The organism is Legionella sp. PC1000, from assembly GCF_014109805.1.
Taxonomy (GTDB): domain Bacteria; phylum Pseudomonadota; class Gammaproteobacteria; order Legionellales; family Legionellaceae; genus Legionella; species Legionella resiliens.
This window is the reverse complement of record NZ_CP059400.1, coordinates 3,051,748-3,072,608: the sequence shown is the minus strand read 5'-3', so window position 1 is coordinate 3,072,608 and position 20,861 is coordinate 3,051,748. Positions and strand designations below refer to the sequence as shown.

Sequence of the window (20,861 nt, the reverse complement as noted above, 5' to 3'; positions counted from 1 at the left end):
TGTTCATAGGGTCTGTCCCCAACTATATTGAGTCGAAAAGCTGCGATTTTAGCACCGAACGTATGTGATATCGGAGTGCATGAAATCGCAGCATTTAACCAAAGCGTAGAATTGCAAAAAACTATTGGGTATTTAAAAATGATAAGAATTGATCTTCTGCAAAATAATCTTGATGCGATCCCTGAGCTTGCCCTCATTTGGCAAGAAGGTCTTGGAAAAATTTGGTTACCTGATGTGCCCCTAGATGTAGTAGAACAACGTTTTCGTGAACATGCAAACCACGACAAATTACCCATTACTTTTGTTGCATTTGATGAAGAAACGCCGGTAGGCATGTGCAGTTTACGTGAAAATGATGGTATCCGCCCTGATTTAATGCCCTGGCTAGGATCTTTATCTGTAAAACCTGCATATCAACGGCAGGGACTTGGTAAACGTCTTATTGATGTAACGAAAGAGCAAGCAAAAAAAATGGGATATGAAGTACTTTATCTCTTTGCGTTTGATCAAACAATTCCGAATTACTACCAATCATTAGGATGGAAAATTATAGATACAGACCGTTTTAAAGAACACCCTGTTACAGTAATGAAAATTATAATGTAAACCCCAATTAATCTATCATAGACCTTTAGAAATCCTAGGACGAACGTTAATTTGATCGTCAAGATTTTGCAAATATCCTGAATCTCAGGGTTAGTTTCTTTGCATTTTTAAAAATTATTGACTAGCCTTTATTGGGGCTAATAAGAACTTTCCAATTTATTAGCTGAAAAAAATTATTAGGGAGAATTAAAATGAATCAGAATATTTTTCAAGGAAAATGGATGGAAATAAAAGGCCAAATGAAACAATTTTGGGGTAAGCTCACAGACGATGACTTAAAACAAATTGAAGGCAATCAACAAGAAATTTTTGGAAAACTCAGAAAACATTACGGTTACAGTGAAGAACAAGCTAAAAAAGCGGTACAAGATTTTCAAAAGAAAATGCATCATTAAAATTTAAGAAAAAGATTTCACATTAAAAGGAGCTTTAAAATGGAACACAGAGGAATTGTTAAATCTGGTGAGCTTACAGGTTCTAAAGTAATGAATCCAGCTCATGAGAATCTAGGTGAAATTGCTGAGGTTGTTATCGACAAACAATCTGGAAAAGTAAATTATCTTGTATTAGATTTTGGTGGTTTTCTAGGATTTGGGAATAAATATTTTGCTGTACCCTGGAATTTATTTTTGTACGACAACAAAGATGATTGTTTTATTCTCAATGTAGATAAACAGCATCTGAAAGATGCGCCTGGCTTTGATAAAGATCATTGGCCCAATTTTTCTGCACCTGAATTTAAAACTACAATAACCGGTTTCTATACAGGGAGGTAATCTATGAAAATACTATCAGGAGCACTATTCAGTACACTGGTTCTATTCTCTGTCACTTCATTTGCTAATGAAACAACAGGGTCTAATGGCACAGGTTCGAATGCTACTCCGAAGACCTCAATGAACTCAAATTGGGTTTGTACTACTAATGCAAGCTCAAGTGATAAAAAAGCCGACCAAGATGCTGATAAGAAAATGTCAGAGCATGCTGGTTCCGCTGTCAAGTCATTTGCTTTCGCAACAAAGCATTGCCGAGACTGCACACAAATCACATGTGATGTTAAAAAATAATCCATTTACCTGCATTTCTTTCTAAGAAATGCAGGTAATCTCCCAAAAATCATTTTTTTTCAAATAATTAACTATTATCCTTAGTTCACCGTGATTAGCAAATCAGTTATTTTTAAATTTGAAGAATTTAAAAATTCTTCCTATGCTAAAAAGAGTTTTTAGTAATTCATTTTATGCCAAGGAATGCGAATGAACATTTTAAAAACCCAAGTCTTGAGAGGACCTAATTATTGGTCGAACTATAGAAAAGAACTCATTGTTATTAAACTTGATTTAGGAAAATATGAGGAGCTTCCTACGAATCTTTTAGTTGGATTTAAAGAACGGCTGATACAGTGTCTTCCAAGTTTACAGAGCCATCGTTGTTCTTTAGGAGTTGACGGCGGATTTTTAAAACGGGTAGAAGAAGGTACTTGGTTAGGACATGTGATCGAACACATTGCTTTGGAGTTGCAGTGTCTCGCAGGGATGGAATGCGGTTTTGGCCGGACTTATGGGACTAAAGATTATGGTGTTTATCAAGTCATATTTGCATACCAAATTGAAGAAGCAGGTTTGTATGCAGGAGAAGTTGCGATCAATTTCATAAATTCTATTGCAGAAGGCAAAGAATATCCTCTTGATGGGGCAATTAATCACTTAAGGGAAATTTTTAAAAAGCAGGGATTAGGGCCTAGCACTCAGGCACTTGTCCAGGAAGCTAAAAAAAGAAAAATTCCTTGTAAACATTATGAAAACACTTCTCTAATCGCATTAGGATATGGGCGAAATCAAAAAAAGATTTGGGCCTCCGTATCTTCGAAAACAAGCTCTATAGGCGTGGATATCGCTTCGGATAAAGAGCTTACCAAGCAGATTTTAAGCACAAATTTTATTCCAACTCCCAAAGGGTTGGTTATTAAGAATGAAGAGGAACTTGAAAAAGCAATAAAACAATTGGGATTCCCATTAGTGATTAAGCCATATAACGGGAATCATGGAAAAGGGGTAACTACAAATATTGCGGATTGGGATAAAGCAATTTTTGGCTATGAACGTGCAAAAAAAATTTCTAATGAATTAATAGTTGAGCGCTTCATAACAGGGAAAGATTATCGATTCTTAGTAGTAAACTATAAAGTGGTAGCTGTAGCTGAAAGAACTCCTGCCCAGGTTAGAGGGAATGGGAAACTTACAATCAGTCAATTAATTCAGCAGGCGAATGAAGATCCGAATCGAGGCGATTCCCATGAAAATATGCTGACAAAAATCAAGATTGATGAATACACGTTCTCTATTTTAAAACAAAATAATCTGACTCTTGAGAGTATTTTACCTGAGAATCATATTTTATACTTAAAAGAAACTGCAAATCTAAGTTCTGGTGGAACAGCTAAAGATGTAACTGATACGGTTCACCCGTTTAACATTTTTCTTGCAGAACGTGTAGCGCGACTTGTAAATTTGGATATTTGCGGAATCGATGTGATTTCAAATGACATAACTTGTCCTGTGAATGAAAATCATGGTGCCATTATCGAAGTAAATGCTGGGCCAGGATTACGAATGCATTTGTCACCAAATGAAGGTACGCCACGTAATGTAGCTGAACCCATTTTGAATATGCTTTATCCACCTAATTTAACTTCAAGGATTCCAATAGTCGCAGTGACAGGTACTAATGGAAAAACATCCGTTGTTCGCTTAATTGCTCATCTCGCACGTTTTGCAAATCATCACACCGGATACACTACTACAGACGGTATTTATATAAATAATAAATTGATTTATAGCGGAGATTGTAGTGGTCCTGCCAGTGCACAAGTTGTTTTATATGATCCCGAAGTGGATTATGCAGTGTTAGAATGTGCGCGAGGCGGAATTTTGCGGTCGGGTTTAGGATTTGATGAATGTGATATTAGTGTAATTACTAATGTTACTGGGGATCATTTGGGATTAAATGAAATTCATACTCTTGATGAATTGGTCCAGGTCAAGGCGGTTGTTGCGCGCAGCACGAAAGAAACAGGATATGCGATTTTAAATGCTGATGATAATTTAACCTATGATTTAAGAAACGATTTAACGTGTAACATTGCTTTATTTAGTATGTTTGAAAGCCCTCGTATCAGGAAGCACTGCAGTTTAGGTGGGTTGACTGCTTATCTTGATCAAGGACATATTATCGTGCAGCGAGGCTCCGAACGAACGGTTTTAGCTGATGTAAAATCAATACCACTTAGTTTTCAAGGTACTGCAAGCGGTATGATTATGAATATATTAGCTGCAACATTGGCTGGGGTTATCAGTCAGTTCTCTTTAGAAAAAGTAAAAGAAGCACTGCAAATTTTTTATCCAAATGTCGAAAATCTTCCTGGCAGAATGAATCTATTTAAATTTCCTCATTGCCAAGTCATGGTCGATTATGCGCATAACGAGGGTGCATTTTGTGAGTTAAAAAATTATCTTGCTTCAATTCATTGTACTAAAAAAATTGGGATTATAGGGGCGGTCGGTGATCGCCGTGATGAGGACATAGAAAGGCTGGGCTATCATGCTGCTTCCATGTTTGATGAAATCGTCATTCGCCATGATAAAGACGGAAGAGGGAGAACTCATCATGAAATAAATCGTCTTATTGCTGCAGGAATACTTCGATCTGATTTTAAACCGTCTTTAAATATTATTTCAGATGAGCTCGAAGCCATTGAATATGTGATGGGAGTAGCAGAATTAAATACGTTTATTTATTGCGCAGTTGAAGATGTATTTGAAACAACTCATTTTCTCAAGAAAAAGGAAAAACAACTGATAATGGCAAATGAGGTTTATAATGACACCCAAAGCTAAATTATTAATTATCGGGGGTGCTGAAGATAAGGGTTATAATGAGCCATTGGATATTACGGAACAAAATAAGGAATTTACTCGTTATGAAATTTTAAATGAATTATTGCCTCCGTCGAATAAGAAAATAGAAATTATTACAACTGGGTCGGAAATTCAGGATGAAGTAAAACAAATTTATCAAAATGTTTTTCATAACATGGGTTATACCAATATAGGTTTTATTCCTATAAAAAATAGAAGCGAAGCACGCCATGGAGAGTATTTAAAAAGGGCAAAGGATGCGGGAGCTATTTTCTTTACAGGAGGAGATCAGTTTCGTCTATCCACGATATTAGGTGGTACTCCTATAGTCGATATTATTAAAGAACGATATATGAAAGATAGCAATTTCACTATTGCCGGAACCAGTGCTGGGGCTATGGTTATGGGTACGGTTATGATTACAGGAGGCGGTTTATCAGAAGCTTTAAGGTACCTCAATTTATTAACCTCTTCGGGGTTAGGGATTTTACATTCTTGTGTTATTGATACTCATTTCATAAAAAGAGGACGATTTAGTCGTTTGGCACATGCCATTATTATGAACCCAGAACAATTGGGTATTGGTCTAGGTGAAGATACCGCTCTGGTTATTCGAAATGGAACGGATGCAGAATGTTATGGCTCAGGTATGGTTGTCATTATTGATGGTAGAAATATAAATCAAACAAATATCACGGATGTTGAAGAAGGAGAGCCTGTATTTGTTGAAAATTTGATAGTTCATCTTTTGGTAAAGGGATGTCAATTTTCAATTGCAGATCGTATTCTGGCGAATCCTGCGATCCCTCTAAATAGATAATTCAAAAAATGGAATACGGTAATGAATAAAATTGCAATCGCGGTACATGGTGGTGCTAGTGAAAATTATTCTTTTTTGCACGATCATCAAAAAGAATTTGAACACGGCATGGCTCAAGCAGTTGAAATAGGTTATTCGGTTCTTGATAAAGGGGGTTCTGCTTTGAATGCAGTAGAGCAAGCAGTAGCAATTCTTGAGGATAATCCTTTATTTAATGCAGGAAAAGGTTCAGCCTTAAATTGCCGGGGTGAAGTGGAAATGGATGCTTCCATTATGAGTGGCACGGATCTGCAAGCTGGTGCCGTATCTATGGTTCGTACTGTAAAAAATCCAATTCGTCTTGCCCGGCTGGTGATGGAGAAAACACGTCATGTTTTTCTTTCAGGATATGGTGCTGTAGAACTGGCAAAGAAGTATGGTTTGGAAATGGAGCCCGAGTCTTATTTTATAACTCCGCATCAATATGAGATGTATCAAAAGCTGAATAAAATAGAGAGCATGGAAGAAATTCAACGCAAGAAAATGAAAGGAACTGTAGGTGCTGTTGCTTTAGATTTACAAGGAGATCTTGCAGCGGCAACATCGACAGGTGGAATTAGCAATTGCCTTCCAGGCAGAATTGGAGACAGTTGTGTTATTGGTGCCGGATGTTATGCCAATAACGCTACATGTGCGGTTTCTGGAACCGGGGAAGGTGAGTATTTAATTAGAGGGGTAGTGGGGCATACTATCTCCATGATGATAGAATTTGATATGTCATTGCAGCAAGCGTGCGATTACGTAATTCATGAACGCAATCAAAGGTTAAACGGGGAAGTAGGTGTTATTGCCCTTAATAAAAATGGTGATTTTGGCATTTCTTTTAATACTGAAATTATGAAAAGAGCATGGAAAAGTTCATCTCAAGAAGTTCAAATTAAACTGTTCAATTAATTTGATGAAATGGTACAGCCTTAACTTGGAGTGCGAAACAGAACCCCAAAATTAAGCCCGGTTGGTTCTGTTTCACTATTACAATTTAATTTTATACTGGAGGTGGCGGACGTCGACCCAGTAATCCCATTATCAGAAATACGACAAAGATAACAAGAAATATAAAGAATAAAATTTTCGCAATTCCTGCAGCAGCTGATGCAATGCCACCAAATCCAAATGCGGCTGCAATAATTGCAATGATGAAAAATATTAAAGCCCAGCCTAACATAATTACCTCCTTGTATTTATCATAATGAAAACATTTACTTATGATTTAATTATAGACTATTTATACGCTGATTAAGGAATACTTAAAAACCTGAAAAAATTCTGGAAAACCCCAGGTTTTTTGGACTGTTACATTGCTAATATAAATAATGCTATATCCAAATTTCATAGTTATATCCTCAGTGAAGTTAAGCAGAAGGGATCCGGCTAGGCTTAACGAGTCGGCTATGATGGGTTGATATTAGTACATGAAGGCGATAACCAGTAAACCTGTGGCTATAAAACCAATTAAAGCAAGACTGGAATTACCACCTGGTACCAAGTGGCTTTCTGCGGTGACTAAATGAGTTTTACGTCCTTTCCAGGCCATAATTGAAGGCAGTAGTAACAATAAAATAACACAGCAAATGCCGGCATAGCTTAAAGCATGCAGATAAATTCCTGGATTTAATAAGACTACTGCTAGTGGAGGAAGAAAAGTTAAAGCTAAGGTATATTTTCCCTGGTTACCGGATTTCTCTAGTTTTAATCCATCTGCCAGAAAATCAAACAATCCCAATGAAACTCCTAAAAACGCTGTAAGCATGCATATCGAAGTAAAAAAGCCAAAAAATCCACTGATCCATTGATTTTGTACTGATTGACTTAAAGCCTCAGTGAGCCCGCTCGTCGCGTGTTCTGAATTCATGAGAGCGAGTAGGCCATTTTCTCCTTCTCGAGAGACAACACCCATAATGACTGCATCCCAAACAATATAGCAGACAAGAGGGATAAGCGAACCTAGTAAGATTACACGTTTTAGGGTATGTATATCATCTTCAAAATAGTCACGGAGACTTGGTATTATTGATGCGTAGCCAAATGAAGTAATTAAGATCATTAAAGTGCCAGTAAAGGCACGCGCTGAACCGCCAGTTAAGCCCAAAGCAGAGGTATGCGGACTAATGATAGCAACTAACAAAACATAAATGCCTAATTTACCAAACATTAAACCACGATTGACATAATCTACGGAACGTATGCCTTTATAAACAATCAAACCGAATAAAAATGTAAACAAAATTGCAGTGGCGCTGTTGGGCATATCAATATTCAATTTATGTAATAAGCTATTGAATACATCACTCCCCCCAGATATATAAGCTGACAGTAGGGTATAAAGCAAAAACAGGTAGGTGATCCAGGCAATAATTTGACCAGGTAATCCTAATGTAGATTTAGCCATGGAAATCATGTTACTTCCTGCTGGAAGACGTAGATTGACCTCCAGAATGAGTAAAGCACCTGCAGTCATGACCAGCCAACAAAAAAACAGGAAGAAAATGGAATTGCTAAAGCCTACTTCTGCAGTAGAAACGGGGAGGGCAAGCATACCACCACCTATAGATGTTCCTACTATAAGTAATATTCCACCTATTAGTTTTGAATTGATCATGAGATATAACCCAAAATAGTATAAAAATAATTCAATATGATACTTTGTTATTCATTTTAAGTCAATTGTATCGCAGCCAAAAGGGTTATAGTTGAGCGATCCTAATAAATAGGTTCTTTCCCTATATACCTCGCTTTATACCGATATCCATAATTGAGCCTTTAAGATACCTCTGAGTTCTTTATTAAACAAGTTCTCTGGATAGGGCGATACGTAGAGTACATAAAAATTTTTTATTAAACTATAAACTTTTGCCTCTATCGCTTAAAGTGACATGCTGCATACAGATTGTTTTATATCAAATTCCAAAATTCATGCACCAATAATCCGATAGAAACAGCAACTACAATACCTTGAGTCCATTTACCGCCTGGAACAATAAAGACAGACTGATGATTTCTTCTGCCAAAATAACACATTAATGCGGGTAAAAGTAGTAGCAGAATAATACAAAAAATACCTGCATAGCCTAAAGCATGGATGTATGCACCAGGATAATAAATGACGATGAGAAGCGGAGGGGCAAATGTAAGTAAAAATAACCCAACACCATGACTTCCACGTTCACGCAACTTTAAACCATCTGCAAGGAAACTATACAAGCATAAAGACACGCCAAGAAATGCAGTGAGCATACAAATGGAGGTGAAGAAATTAAACAAAGCGCTGATTGTTGTATTTTGTACTTTATTTGAGAGTAAGCTTGCTAAGGCACTCGTAGTATGCGGATTATGCATTAAACTCTCAAGGTTTTGGCTTCCCTCCGAGGGGAGAGCACCCATGATGACGGCATCCCAAGCCAAATAACAAAATAAAGGAATTAACGAACCAATAAAAATCACTTTTTTCAGTTGTTTAATGTCGTCATCAAAATAATCTCTTAGATTAGGAACAATAATGGCGAAACCAAAGGAGGTAATTAAAATCATAATGGCGCCACCGATATAACGCATATCACCATGACGCAGATGTTGTAGTTCAATGTGCGGAGCAATAAGTACCACTAATAATACATAAACAGCTAATTTGCCAAACATCAATCCACGATTGACATAATCTACATATCGAATTCCACCATAAACAACCATGCCAAAAATAAGCGTAAACCATAAACTCGCTTGCCAATCTGTCAGATGCAATCCAATTTTAAAAAGAAGGCTGTTTAATACGTCTGCCCCGCCAGAAATATAAGCAGACAACAGGGTATAGAGTAAAAAAAGATAGCTTACCCAAGCAGCAAGCAAACCATAATTACCTAAAGTGGCTTGCGCCATTGAAACCATATGTTTTCCTCTGGGTAAATAAAGATTCGCTTCAAGGATAAAAAACGCTCCTAATGTCATGAATACCCAGCAAAGAAATAGAAAAATGGAAGATTGCCAGAAACCTGTAGCTGCATTGGCGACAGGCAAGGCGAGCATTCCCCCGCCTATAGAAGTTCCAACAATTAAAAGAATTCCTCCGATAAATCTTGAACGCATTAATTTGCCTTACTTTGATGCATAAACTACGGGTGATGGTACTGGAGCTGGACATGTTGCACAAGTCTTAATACCATAATTATTGAACCATTGGATCTCAATGCGTCGATTAAATGCACTGCCATGAATCAATTTATTGTCACCTACATCATTTTTATCCCCATAGCCCTCTGCTTTAAGAAGTTGCGCAGGAATATTATTAGCCCATAAAAAAGTAAGCATAGTTTCTGCTTGAGCCTGGGACATTAATTTTTTATGGCGACGTGTGCCTACATTATCGGTGAATCCTGCAACATACACAGGACTGTTAGGATAAAACTTCAATAACCTTATGATATTTTCCAATCCAGGGTAACACACTTCATTGAGGCGTGGGCTTTGAAACATAAAATATTTATCAACAGGTACAATTAAGGTCATGGTGTCTCCGTATTGTACATATTCAATGTTTTCTTTATTCAACTCTTTAATGATGCTGCGTCTGCTAGCTTTGTAAAAACCTACAATGGCGCCAGCAGTACCTCCTACAACGGTACCTGCCAGTGCACCTGTCACGGTACCTGTTGTTGCAGCACCCACTGCAGTGCCCACAACGGCTCCAGTAACGACTCGTCTCGGCATGGGATGTACCGGTTTGAAATTATTATAAGGCGGATAAAAACAACTACTCAGTAAACATGAACTCAGTAAACAGGTGATTAAACCACAACATAGAATTCGTGCTCTAGCTAATTTGAGTGACATATTCACTCCCTTGTTTCGTGATTTTATCATTATTAAACATCTGGTTAAATTTCGCAATTGGAACATCTTCATAAATTTGGCTTATACACTGGGTTAGAATCTGTACTGATTGCACCAGGCATTTAAAATACTAGCCTGGGTGTAGCGAAACGAAACCCGGGTTTGACCTTGTTTCCCAGGCTTCCTCTCATGCTACATAACCGCAGGATTTTAAGTGGACAGATTAATTAGCAGAAACAACGATTCTCTAACTCATCTTCTTCACTGAGTTGAAGCTCTTCTTTCATTGGTTGCAGCACGGGTTTGAAGAAGGAAACTAAACTTAACTCATTAGTATATTCTGTATCGTGGCGACTGAATGATTTAAATTCTGTGAAACATGACAATGCTTTATATGCTGCTGCAATCATTGCTCCGACAATAGTTATTCCTACGGCAATACCTAAAACAGGTTGAACAATAAGTACGGGCAGTGCAATCCCAAAAATACCCGCATATAAAGAAAATGCAGTCGCTGCGTAGAACATCAGCTCCAATGCTTTGCCAAGATTATGAAATAAGACACCAATTTTTCTGGATTCACAGGAGTTGCTAATTTTTTCCGATGCTTCCTTAGTATTTAACTGTTTATATTTTACTTTGGCTAATTGGTCTAAAAATAATTCATAACTGGCAGCAATTTTTTCAGCGCTTTTGGCTGAATTCGTTTTGGTATATGAAAGGTTATAATATTCTTGTACGGCTGTTATTTGTTTTCTTATTTTCTCGCCGACATCCTGATCAGCAAACAGAGTTTGTAGTGCTTCGTCACAGGCGTTTAAACGCAGTTCTAATTTTCTCTGATTCAAAGGCATGATTTATCTCTTTTTTATTATTAGTAGTAGGGAAACCATAGTATTAAACCACTTCAATTGAGATTGAGCGGTCTAAATGTCTTATATCACAATTAACGTGAGTTCGACATAAAAAGTATAAAAGCACTTTATACTTTTTATGACGCTAAACGAACGTTATCCCGCAAAAATGCGAAGCATTTTGTGCGGGATCCATTCTAAGAACCGTTCGACATAAAAAAGTATAAAAGCACTTTATACTTTTTATGACGCTAAACGAACATTATCCCGTAAAAATGCGAAGCATTTTGTGCGGGATCCATTCTAGGAACCGTTCGACATAAAGTATAAAAAAAGTTTTATACTTTACTCTTCCCCCTGAAAACGACATAAATTCTGAAAATCACATTGTTGGCAAAGAGTTAAATGAGCGGGTTGTGGGGCACAGTGGCCTTCTTGGAATTCTTTAGCCAGCTCAGTGAGTTGTTTTTGCCAAAGCTCCCTGCATTCTGTCCATACTTCGTCTTTCTTTAAAGGGGTTATCCCACTTATGGTATACTTTTCCTCACTAAGTCCTGCACAGCTAATTTTCCCGGTTTTCAATTGTAAGAGCAAAAGAGTGTTAATTTGTTCATCCAACAGTGCATAAAGCAAGAGCTGTGATTCTTTAGGGCGCTCCTCATTCCAGGGTTTACTGGCAGGAAGAGTACTTTTATAGTCAATAACCCATTTTTTATCTTCAACTTGATCCAAACGATCGACGCGCACTTGAAAATCGAGACCCGCTAAATTAATCACGTAAGATTGCTCTATCGCTGCTACGGTAAAAGGAGGTCGTTGTTTCTCCCATGCAAGACACGTGTGTACCATTCGTTTTAAACGTGTGTATTCCACTTCCTGTATTGAATCAGGAAATGAGTCACAATGTTGTCTTTTTAGTGAGACTAAAGAGGTATGAATGGCGTCATCAATGTATTGTTCCAGAATATCATTGGCTAAATGAAGCAGATTATGTTGATTTTCTAATTTTTGCCATAGCAACTCCATTACCTTATGAATGATTTGTCCTCGTTCTTTATTACCTAAACCATCGGTTGTTTGCAACGAAGTTTTGGCTCGGAGTCTGTGTTCGGCAAATGCTTTAAAAGGACACTTGGCTTGATTCGATAGAATTGCTGTACCTCCATAAATAGGCTCCTGAGGCAATAAAGGAATATGAAAAGACTCCTCTATAGAGATTAACTCAGATGGAATTTTTTCTTCATAATCAGTTGGTAAAGGTTCAAAATTGGAAAACCCAACGATTAAGGAGCAAGGTAGATTAGGTGTGTCTGCCTGCAATTGGGCATAACTGAATACTATAGAATCAGCACTTCTTTGGAACCGACGCAGGATCTGGCGAGCAAACTGCAATTCGCGAGCAGGTAAGCTATGTGGCATACATAATTCACGTTGCAATTGAGGTGGAATAAAAGCTGATAATTTTACTTTTTTGGGCAAACATTGATCGGTTAAGCCCGTGATCCATAAACTCTCGAACTCACATCCTGATGCTTCCAGTAGACCGGAAATTTGAATCGGCGCATTGGTTTTTTGCGCTTGGAAAATGGTGTTATCAGCAAGATGACGTACTATCTCCAGAGCCTCCGATTTTGTGAAGCAAGGACTTAGTAAAGAAAATTGCCTTAGCTCATCAAAGAGAGCAATAAAACGATTAAGGCACTGATAATTCTCTGAGCTAAGAGTATAGTCCCCGGGAAAATCCAAAGTATTTAAACGCTTTTGAAATAAGTGTATCCATTCTTCTACAGCAGCCTCTTGAGGGTAAGGAGTAAGATTTTTTAAAAGGTTAGCGAGTTTTGGAGCATAAGTATGAAGTTCTTCTCTAAAATGATTTAGCTGAATTGAATGATTTTCTAATAAGACTCCTTCGTGCAAGTACTCAGAGCGGGCTATGAATTCTTCTTTAGAACTGCCTAAATAGGGCGATTGCAGAAGTAATCCTGCTTGATGCGGGTTTAAGAGATCATCTAAATTAAGCCAACATAAGGCATGGGCAACCAAAGGAAAATTACTCAGAGACTGGCCAAGGGAAATATTAAAACAGGATGACTCAAAATGATGTGCCAAGATTCTTTGTAATATATTAGATTCTTGCTCTAAATTCGGTACAACGACACCGATATGCCGATTCCCTTCCTGTATTTTTAAATGCAGCCATGCCATGAGCTGTTGATATTCTTCTTTGTTGTCTTGAGCCGCGAATACTTCAGTTTTCGATGATTTTTCCTTCAAATCATAGTGGTATTGAGTGAAACCTTTTCTCGTCAAATGTTCCTGCAAGAGTGCTTGCTGAGGTGTAAAATCATCAAAACATACCCAAACAACCTCTTGGAAAAATAAAGAACTATTAGCATGGAGCAAATAGGGGATTAATTGATGCTCAGTGATAAAATGGTTCTGCTTTAATTGTTTATCAAATAATTGCCACCACTGTTGAAATTGTCGTGTTTGTGCCGTGTAATTAAAAGTGGGATCTTCCATGTTAATTTGCCAGAGTTGGCAACGCTCCCACGCATTGCTTATCGATTGGAGCAGACCTTCACTATAAGTTATGTTCGTCTCGGCTTGAATTATTTTGCGCCATAAGTACTGACATTGAGTGCTGTTTAATAAGGTGGGGTGGGTAATCTGAGGGCTAATAAAATTGAGTTGTTCATAGGCTTTAACCAGAGCAACGCTAAAGGGCATACACTTAGGCTTCTCGATGGTTTGTTTCTTACTGTGTGTATAGTAGGATTGAAGTATTGCTTCACTAAGTCGGTTATTCGGGGTGAGAACAATGGTTTTTTGAGTTAATAGAAAAAAAAGCTGCTCTTTATCAGTAATCGTGTGTGTCGACATTAAAAATCCACAATTGAATTGTAGTCTGGGTGTAGCGCAGCGCTCCCGGAGAATGTTCTATACCCGGGGAAACCAAAGTTATGCTGTGCTGTTTGCAGATTACAATATAATGAAAAGCTGAGTAGTTAGAAGATTGTACTCAAGTTTTTTTGCGCTGCAAAGTACGGATTTTTTTTGCCGGTTTAGGTTTTTCTCTGTCTGCAGCACCAACATATCGTGGTAAACGATGGTCTCGTCGTTTGTCGGTACGCAAAATTTGGTAAATAAATTTCCCACGTAAATAGATGGAGGCTAAACCTGAAGCAATGGCAAGTAAAAAGCCAAAAAGAATATAACTGTAACCCAGGACAATGAAGTATGCAGAAACAAAATCATTAAAATCGATTACTTTCAATGCTTGATTTTCTGATGTGTCCATAAAGAGCAGCAAGCCCAGATCAAAAAAGGGCAAGGAAAGCAGAACCATAATAAAGCCCAACAAAAAAGTCTTGAGTTTGTAAGGTCTAGGACATAGAACGATGCTTTTCCCAAATAGTGCCCCAGTTATAGAGGCTACAACCATTCCTAGTATAATTGCATAAAAAAGCGGCACAACCTCTTCAAAACCAATTGTTGTAAGAAATCCATTGATAAGTATCGTTCCGACAACGGATAGTAATCCGTAGTAAACAGCTGCCAGTAAACGTGGATTGGGAAAGTCAAGTGCAGGATCTTGTTTCATGGGGCACTCCATAGCTCCACCTATATATGTATCATTTTAGTATAAATATTTTACTGTGTTGTGTTTTATTCATTTTTTTATTTAAACTATCCGGATAAAATTAGTCTTCGAAGAGATAGAGCTGTATCAGCATAATAATTTGTATATAATAAGATAAATAATTATTGATTTCGACTATGAAGAAACTTGGACACTTTATTTTAAAACTGTTTGGATGGAAAGTTGTAGGCGAATTACCGCACGATAAAAAATATTTGGTGGTTGTAGCTCCCCATACTAGCAATTGGGATTTTGTTGTTGGCTTATTTGCGCGTTTTTCAGTCGGCGTTAAAATTAACTTTTTAGCGAAAGATCAATTGTTCTTTTTTCCTCTAGGTTTGTTGTTAAGAGCTTTAGGCGGCGCTCCAGTGGATCGTTCTAAAAAAAATAAGACAGTTGAGCAAGTCGTAGAAATATTCTGTTCTCGTGATGAGTTTAAGCTTGCCATTACTCCTGAGGGAACTCGTAGTCCAGTGACCCGATGGAAAGAGGGATTTTACCATATTGCGTGTCAAGCAGGACTGCCTATCGTTATGGTAGGTCCTGATTATGCAACTAAGGAAGTTCGAATTCATGAGAAATTCCAACCATCAGGAGATATTGATAAGGACTTTCCAAAGATTCTTGATTTCTTTAGAACTATAAAAGGCTGCTATCCTAAAGAAATTCCTGAGTATCATTCCCGGAAAAATAATTAGTTTACAAATGTAACCGCTCCTGGTGCAGGGGAAATCCAAAATCCTACTACGTACAACATAAAGCGCAGTACGTAGTGAGGTTTATTAAGTTTGGGTCTCTTTTTCAACGTGCACCCAGGAATACCATATCCAGGGGAGTGTACGTACTGCATTTAGGGCACATACTCAAATATTCCTCTGCTCGACCCGGGTATTTATAAATGTTTTATCATTTTTAACATTTTAAATTTTTTTCCGTCGGGGAAAGCAAAATATTCCGGTTCAATGATTTGATAGCCGCAAATCTCATACAGTTTTGCACCGGGCAAGGTTGCCATCATTTCCATTTTCCTAAACCCATGAAATAAGGCTTGTTGTTCACAATATTCCAGGAGCATTTTTCCAAGGCCCTGCCGAGCATGGTTTGGATGGACAAAAAAAGCTCTGATCTTGGCATAATCTGTTTGTGGATTTAAAAAACCTTTCTCACGCACTGCGCATTGATCCCCACCAAACAGGGTTTTTCGTTTACTCCACCCACCACATGCAATGACATCGCCTTCTTTTTCTATAACATAGTAGGTTTGGTCCTTAATAAGTTCTTTGTCCACACCAAAAATAAAATGAATAGCCCCTTCAATTTCTTGGTTCGTATAGTCTTCTTGGCTTAATCCACGGGCTGAATATTCAATGAGTTGGTTCAGCGTATTAATTTCATCAATATGCGCTATTCTTATCACAGTTGTTTCCTTTTGTATCTTATTAATGGGTAGGAGAATTTATCATGAAATAAAAATAAATAAATTTTTAATTTAATGATGTTTTATTTCATTTTATAATGTTAAATTTTTACTTTTGGGTAATATATGGAAAAAAATGGTGATAGAAGTGCATTGGAAAATAAGACTGATCCGGTATATTTAGATAAAATTGACCGAAAAATTTTAAATTTATTGCAGAAAGACAATCAAATTACCAATCTAGCCCTTGCTGAAAAAGTAGGGATTTCCGCTCCTCCTTGTTTTCGTCGTGTAAAACGATTACGTGATGAGGGCATCATTGTGAAGGATGTTTCTCTGGTCGATCCTTTTAAGGCAGGCCGCGGACTCATTGTTTTTGCAAATATTACTTTGGAAAAGCAAAGAGAAGATTTATTGGCTCATTTTGAACGCAAAATGGCGGAGCAAGAAGAGATAAAGCAATGTTATTTTGTTTCAGGCGAAACCGATTATTTATTAATAATACATGTAGCAGATATGAATCATTACAATGAATTTGCACGTAAGGTATTTGCTAATGAGCCAAATATTAAAATGTTTCGAAGCAGTTTTTGCCTCAATCGTACTAAATACAATACCAACATCCATTTTGTGGAGGATTAAGAAAGATTGCATAGGGGAGTCAGGTGAATCAAGAAAAAAAGCAGCTCTATACTGGCCTCTTCAGATCATTGCTGTCAAGCTAAGAGTATTTGTAACCAGTGATAGGATGAGTCCATATCATTGGATACGTCTAATCATATTATTTGGAACAGTTGTATGGGGCTACGGTGTAAACTCGTCCAGAATTCCTGGCATTTTACGCCTTTAATACCTTGCTAGTATCATTGAATATTCCCTGAGAAGCTGTTTTCTCAGCATCACTAAAAAATGCATAAGAAGACGTTTTCTTTGATCCTTTTTTATGAATAGGGAATTCTTTAGCAACTTCATTAACTACATTTTCAAGTTTTGCAAAAAATTCTGGTCCAGCAGTTTTATAATCTGCATCGGTCGTATCTTTTGATTTAGAAGTAGGATTATGAAGAGTAGAAAAGCCTTTTATATCCGCGTTTTCAATGATCTTCTTGTTATCATCAATTAAAATGATATCTTTTTTATTTATTCCTGGATATTGTTTCTGCCATTCGGGAAATTTCTGTTCCAACAGTTTTGATTTTATCATCTCTCTTTCAAGAGAAGGATTTTCTCGCCATAATTTCTTTATATCTTCGGCATTAAAAAATTCAAATTGCCCTCTTTTTATTCTCCTTGCTATTTTTTCTTCATTTTTTTTGTAATAAAATGTGCTGAACACATTATTTAAGAACGCTATTTTATCATAGCCTCCAGATGTCATGAATTTAACAATAATTGCTGGCTGACCATCTTTTTTAATAGCAGCTTTATTTACTTTATCTATTTTTTTAACTATTTTTTCCCATTCATTCCTGCTTAAAGCGATTATTGAATAGTCTTCTACCCGTGATAAAGGGATATTTTCTTTTAACTGAGGTTTTTTTAAAAATCCATTCGTATCATTTTCTAGACTTAGAGTTTCTTTTGCAGTTTCTGTAAGATCATGTCCTTGATTCGGTCTCTGCAATATCATTAAATTTTCATCTATATCTAGCACTAATATTTTGGTCATTATCATAATCCTCAGTTTAAATCTAATTTAAAAATTTTGGCCATTTTTATCGCTTCCAGAATTATTCACCATCCAGGCATTAGATATTAAGGGCCTGGATGGTTATTTGAACTCCAAGTGACCATTATGCGTCAATGTTGTTTATCAACACCATGATCAATAAACGGACTATACCTCTAGTAATTTTTACGCTATGCCAAGCAAATTTTTTTCCATAATGTTCACTCGCATATTAAAAATGTGCTTATTGTATCAAATATGATCATATGCATTCAAGTTTGTGCAGCCGATTCGGATGGAATAAAATGTGATTTTATTTTTGCGACAAAAACCGACAGTTGTGCGCGCAGGCGGGGATCTATCTTTATATTGGCAATGTGCTCAATTATAGAAGGATTCCCCTTCGCAAGAAATGACAACATCCGCTTGACGACCGATTCTACACTTAACCAGGATCCTGAATTTATCTTTTTAATATGGATTTACCTGCATAAGGCAATGCAGCCATTTCATGAATGCGTAATAATTGATTGTACTTTGCAACACGATCAGTACGGCATAATGATCCTGTTTTAATTTGACCACAACCTGTAGCAACTGCGAGATCTGCGATAAACGTATCTTCTGTTTCACCTGAACGATGTGACATCACACAACGATATCCATTTTGTTGAGCTAATTGAATTGTTTGTCGTGTTTCACTCAAAGTTCCAATTTGATTGACTTTAATCAGGATGGCATTAGCTACTTTTTGAGTAATACCTTCTTGTAGAATTTTGGGATTAGTAACAAATACATCATCACCTACTAATTGAATTTTTTCCCCTAATTGAGCAGTCAAATGGTTCCAGCCACTCCAATCTTTTTCATCCAACCCATCTTCAATGCTTACTATAGGATAATTAGTAACAAGATTAGTATAATAATCAATAAGTTGCATTGAAGTGAATTTTTGATTTTCTGACGCCATGTGATACATGCCTTGATCGAACAGCTCGGAAGCAGCAACATCTAAAGCAAGCACTATTTCATCGCCTAACTTAAATCCCGTCTTTTCAATTGCTTCACAAAGTAGGTCAAGAGCTTGACGGTTTGATTTTATATTCGGCGCAAAACCTCCTTCATCGCCTACTGCAGTATTTAAGCCTTGCTTTTTTAAAACGGATTTTAATCCATGAAAAATCTCAGTGCCCATTTGCAATGCCGTGGGAAAATCAGCAGCTCCTGCAGGCATAATCATGAATTCTTGAATGTCCACATTATTATCTGCATGTGCGCCTCCATTTAAAATATTCATCATGGGTACGGGCATGCACATTTTTTCACCTTGGTTTAATGCAGCATATAAGGGCAACTTATGCTCATTTGCTCGAGCTCTTGCGGCTGCAAGAGAGACAGCAAGAATGGCATTGGCTCCAAGACGTGATTTATTTTCTGTACCGTCTAATTGACATAATTTATTATCTAAAGCGTCCTGATCTTCAACGGAAAAAAGGTGTAACGCTTGATTTATTTCATGGTTCACATGAGCAACTGCGTGGTGTACACCCTTACCATTGTAACGTTTTGCATCATTATCGCGGAGTTCACAAGCTTCCCGGCTTCCTGTTGATGCCCCAGAAGGAACGCTGGCTCTTCCTTGGGTTCCATTTTTTAAAATAACGTCTGCTTCTACAGTAGGGTTACCACGAGAGTCCAGAATTTCACGAGCTTGAATTTTTGTAATTTGCATGTTGAGTCCCAATTACGATTGAAATTTTTTAATCTGAAAACCATTAGCCATCTAATGATTTTTCAAATCAGACTTCTTCGGAAACTCGCTACCGGGAGAGAAGAGCACCGCATCGACGAAGCAATTCTTCTTAGTAAAGTTTCCGAAGAAGTCTAGTGAAGTATTGTTTTGATATGTGCTTGCTTTGTCAAGAGATAGATTGTTTTCCTATTGTTACTTGCTCAAGGTATTCATATTCTTTTATGGTCTGTTCTGATTGGGCGTATCCAAAAAGATAACTTATAAGTCGTTTAAACTGTTGAAACAAGGATTCATCCTTACTTTCTACATTCTTTATCTGAAGTGTATTTTGCATTTTGGTTAAGATGTTGCTCGGGAGGATTTTACCGAGTTGGTTAAGATGTTCTTTTAATTCATAAATACCTTGGGGAACAGGTACTTTTTTATCGCCTTTATCGAGTTGATGGCGTGACCCAAAATAGCCCAAAGCCCATGGATTAGCATTTCCTTTTACAGCCTTCTCTATTTTTTTATCGAGATAATTATTAATTTTGAGTAATAAATCACGGATTGCTGCATTTTCTTTTTCTACGATGATGCGTTGATCAGGCTCAGCTTGAACTTGTTGTTTGAGTGCAGCAAAAATATTGGGTGTTGCAAACGTGTATTCACGTGTTGCTACGATAGAGGCTAAAGATTTAATGATCTCCGGGTCTTGATGGGTCATAAGGAGCATTTGATCGTTGGAAATTTTGGCGATCAGGGTCGAATTTTTGATAATAAGCAGCGCCGAGGATTTATTTTTTAGCGCTTCCTGAAATAACTCAAGCGGGTTTAAAGAGAATAAAAATTTTAAAGATTTGATTTGAAGCAATTGTAATTGTAACTTCTCCAGTTCTCTTTTTTGTCTGGCAATTTCGGTATTAATGCGTCCCTGTAAGGTTTCTTTATCTTCTTCGTAGCTCTCAGCTTCTGTTAACTTTCCTTGATAAACAGTGATTTGTCCTCTAATTGTGACCATCATCTGTTCATATAGCTTAATAAGAACATCATGATCATTGTTTAATTCTAACTCAGCAATTCTCTTTTCAGACGTTAATTTAAAAATTGCACATGTTTTCATATGGTCTGTGAATTTAGTTTTAAATTCAAACAAACTCAATGATGGCGTTACTGCAACGGGATTTTCAATTTTTCCTTCCATTTTTTTCTCAATGCCTCAGCAAATGATAAAGAATCATAACAAAATGATCTTAATAAATACAATAAATCATTATGTTAATGATTTTTGTATTTTGGGGATCATGTATCACCTGAATGAAGTGCGGAATTTGGAACGA

The 20,861-nt window shown here is 37.1% G+C and carries 20 protein-coding genes; 9 read left to right on the top strand and 11 right to left on the bottom strand.

The features are described from left to right. Positions 1 to 138 precede the first annotated feature (138 nt). From FOLKNPGA_RS13410 to FOLKNPGA_RS13380, 7 genes are all read left to right on the top strand, one after another. Positions 139 to 606 carry a GNAT family N-acetyltransferase gene (locus FOLKNPGA_RS13410; RefSeq protein WP_182350375.1) on the top strand — a complete coding sequence of 156 codons (468 nt, stop codon included), beginning with the start codon at positions 139 to 141 and terminating at the stop codon, positions 604 to 606. 191 nt (positions 607 to 797) lie between these two features. Then, a complete protein-coding gene (locus FOLKNPGA_RS13405; RefSeq protein WP_182350374.1) occupies positions 798 to 1,001 on the top strand; it encodes a CsbD family protein in 204 nt (67 codons plus the stop codon). 39 nt (positions 1,002 to 1,040) lie between these two features. Next, positions 1,041 to 1,382: a PRC-barrel domain-containing protein gene (locus FOLKNPGA_RS13400; protein ID WP_182350373.1), complete on the top strand. Its 342-nt coding sequence runs from the start codon at positions 1,041 to 1,043 to the stop codon at positions 1,380 to 1,382. Between the two features lie 3 nt (positions 1,383 to 1,385). Further along, entirely contained in the window at positions 1,386 to 1,673 is a 288-nt protein-coding gene (locus FOLKNPGA_RS13395) for a hypothetical protein (RefSeq protein WP_182350372.1), read from the top strand. Positions 1,674 to 1,862: 189 nt separating this feature from the next. Continuing rightward, positions 1,863 to 4,502, top strand: coding sequence for a cyanophycin synthetase (gene cphA, locus FOLKNPGA_RS13390; RefSeq protein WP_182350371.1), 2,640 nt, complete (start codon positions 1,863 to 1,865; stop codon positions 4,500 to 4,502). Further along, a complete protein-coding gene (locus FOLKNPGA_RS13385) occupies positions 4,486 to 5,343 on the top strand; it encodes a cyanophycinase (RefSeq protein WP_182350370.1) in 858 nt (285 codons plus the stop codon). The genes cphA and FOLKNPGA_RS13385 overlap by 17 nt, the downstream gene beginning before the upstream one ends. Positions 5,344 to 5,364: 21 nt before the next feature. Further along, positions 5,365 to 6,276, top strand: coding sequence for an isoaspartyl peptidase/L-asparaginase family protein (locus FOLKNPGA_RS13380; protein ID WP_182350369.1), 912 nt, complete (start codon positions 5,365 to 5,367; stop codon positions 6,274 to 6,276). A 91-nt stretch (positions 6,277 to 6,367) separates the two neighbouring features. Here the strand turns inward: FOLKNPGA_RS13380 and FOLKNPGA_RS13375 are convergent, their stop codons facing one another. From FOLKNPGA_RS13375 to FOLKNPGA_RS13345, 7 genes are all read right to left on the bottom strand, one after another. After that, positions 6,368 to 6,547: a DUF1328 family protein gene (locus FOLKNPGA_RS13375; protein WP_182350368.1), complete on the bottom strand. Its 180-nt coding sequence runs from the start codon at positions 6,545 to 6,547 to the stop codon at positions 6,368 to 6,370. 240 nt (positions 6,548 to 6,787) lie between these two features. Next, entirely contained in the window at positions 6,788 to 7,981 is a 1,194-nt protein-coding gene (locus tag FOLKNPGA_RS13370) for an amino acid permease (RefSeq protein WP_182350367.1), read from the bottom strand. A gap of 293 nt (positions 7,982 to 8,274) precedes the next feature. Continuing rightward, entirely contained in the window at positions 8,275 to 9,462 is a 1,188-nt protein-coding gene (locus FOLKNPGA_RS13365; protein WP_182350366.1) for an amino acid permease, read from the bottom strand. Positions 9,463 to 9,471: 9 nt separating this feature from the next. Then, complete coding sequence (cmpA, locus tag FOLKNPGA_RS13360) at positions 9,472 to 10,206, bottom strand: C-OmpA-like family protein CmpA (RefSeq protein ID WP_182350365.1); 735 nt, start codon at positions 10,204 to 10,206, stop codon at positions 9,472 to 9,474. Between the two features lie 227 nt (positions 10,207 to 10,433). Further along, a complete protein-coding gene (locus FOLKNPGA_RS13355) occupies positions 10,434 to 11,060 on the bottom strand; it encodes a DUF5638 domain-containing protein (RefSeq protein WP_182350364.1) in 627 nt (208 codons plus the stop codon). 345 nt (positions 11,061 to 11,405) lie between these two features. Next, entirely contained in the window at positions 11,406 to 13,943 is a 2,538-nt protein-coding gene (locus FOLKNPGA_RS13350; RefSeq protein WP_182350363.1) for a PD-(D/E)XK nuclease family protein, read from the bottom strand. A 139-nt stretch (positions 13,944 to 14,082) separates the two neighbouring features. Next, positions 14,083 to 14,664: a hypothetical protein gene (locus tag FOLKNPGA_RS13345; RefSeq protein WP_182350362.1), complete on the bottom strand. Its 582-nt coding sequence runs from the start codon at positions 14,662 to 14,664 to the stop codon at positions 14,083 to 14,085. 176 nt (positions 14,665 to 14,840) lie between these two features. Between FOLKNPGA_RS13345 and FOLKNPGA_RS13340 the strand changes: the two genes are divergently transcribed. Beyond that, positions 14,841 to 15,401 (top strand): 1-acyl-sn-glycerol-3-phosphate acyltransferase, encoded by a 561-nt coding sequence (locus FOLKNPGA_RS13340; protein WP_182350361.1) that lies wholly within the window; start codon positions 14,841 to 14,843, stop codon positions 15,399 to 15,401. A gap of 194 nt (positions 15,402 to 15,595) precedes the next feature. On the opposite strand, the gene FOLKNPGA_RS13335 is transcribed toward FOLKNPGA_RS13340, so the two are convergent. Beyond that, a complete protein-coding gene (locus FOLKNPGA_RS13335) occupies positions 15,596 to 16,120 on the bottom strand; it encodes a GNAT family N-acetyltransferase (protein ID WP_182350360.1) in 525 nt (174 codons plus the stop codon). A 126-nt stretch (positions 16,121 to 16,246) separates the two neighbouring features. On the opposite strand from FOLKNPGA_RS13335, the gene FOLKNPGA_RS13330 reads away from it, so the two are divergent. Continuing rightward, entirely contained in the window at positions 16,247 to 16,762 is a 516-nt protein-coding gene (locus FOLKNPGA_RS13330; RefSeq protein ID WP_182350359.1) for an Lrp/AsnC family transcriptional regulator, read from the top strand. 196 nt (positions 16,763 to 16,958) lie between these two features. Here FOLKNPGA_RS13330 and FOLKNPGA_RS13325 read toward each other — a convergent pair whose 3' ends face one another. The 3 genes from FOLKNPGA_RS13325 to FOLKNPGA_RS13315 all read right to left on the bottom strand — a co-directional run bounded on the left by FOLKNPGA_RS13325 (position 16,959) and on the right by FOLKNPGA_RS13315 (position 20,725). Then, the gene (locus FOLKNPGA_RS13325) at positions 16,959 to 17,789 is read right to left on the bottom strand and encodes a hypothetical protein (protein WP_182350358.1); all 831 of its coding nucleotides are present in this window, start codon (positions 17,787 to 17,789) and stop codon (positions 16,959 to 16,961) included. A 463-nt stretch (positions 17,790 to 18,252) separates the two neighbouring features. Then, positions 18,253 to 19,521: a phosphopyruvate hydratase gene (gene eno / locus FOLKNPGA_RS13320; protein ID WP_182350357.1), complete on the bottom strand. Its 1,269-nt coding sequence runs from the start codon at positions 19,519 to 19,521 to the stop codon at positions 18,253 to 18,255. A 187-nt stretch (positions 19,522 to 19,708) separates the two neighbouring features. Next, positions 19,709 to 20,725: a hypothetical protein gene (locus FOLKNPGA_RS13315; protein ID WP_182350356.1), complete on the bottom strand. Its 1,017-nt coding sequence runs from the start codon at positions 20,723 to 20,725 to the stop codon at positions 19,709 to 19,711. Positions 20,726 to 20,861: the final 136 nt, after the last annotated feature.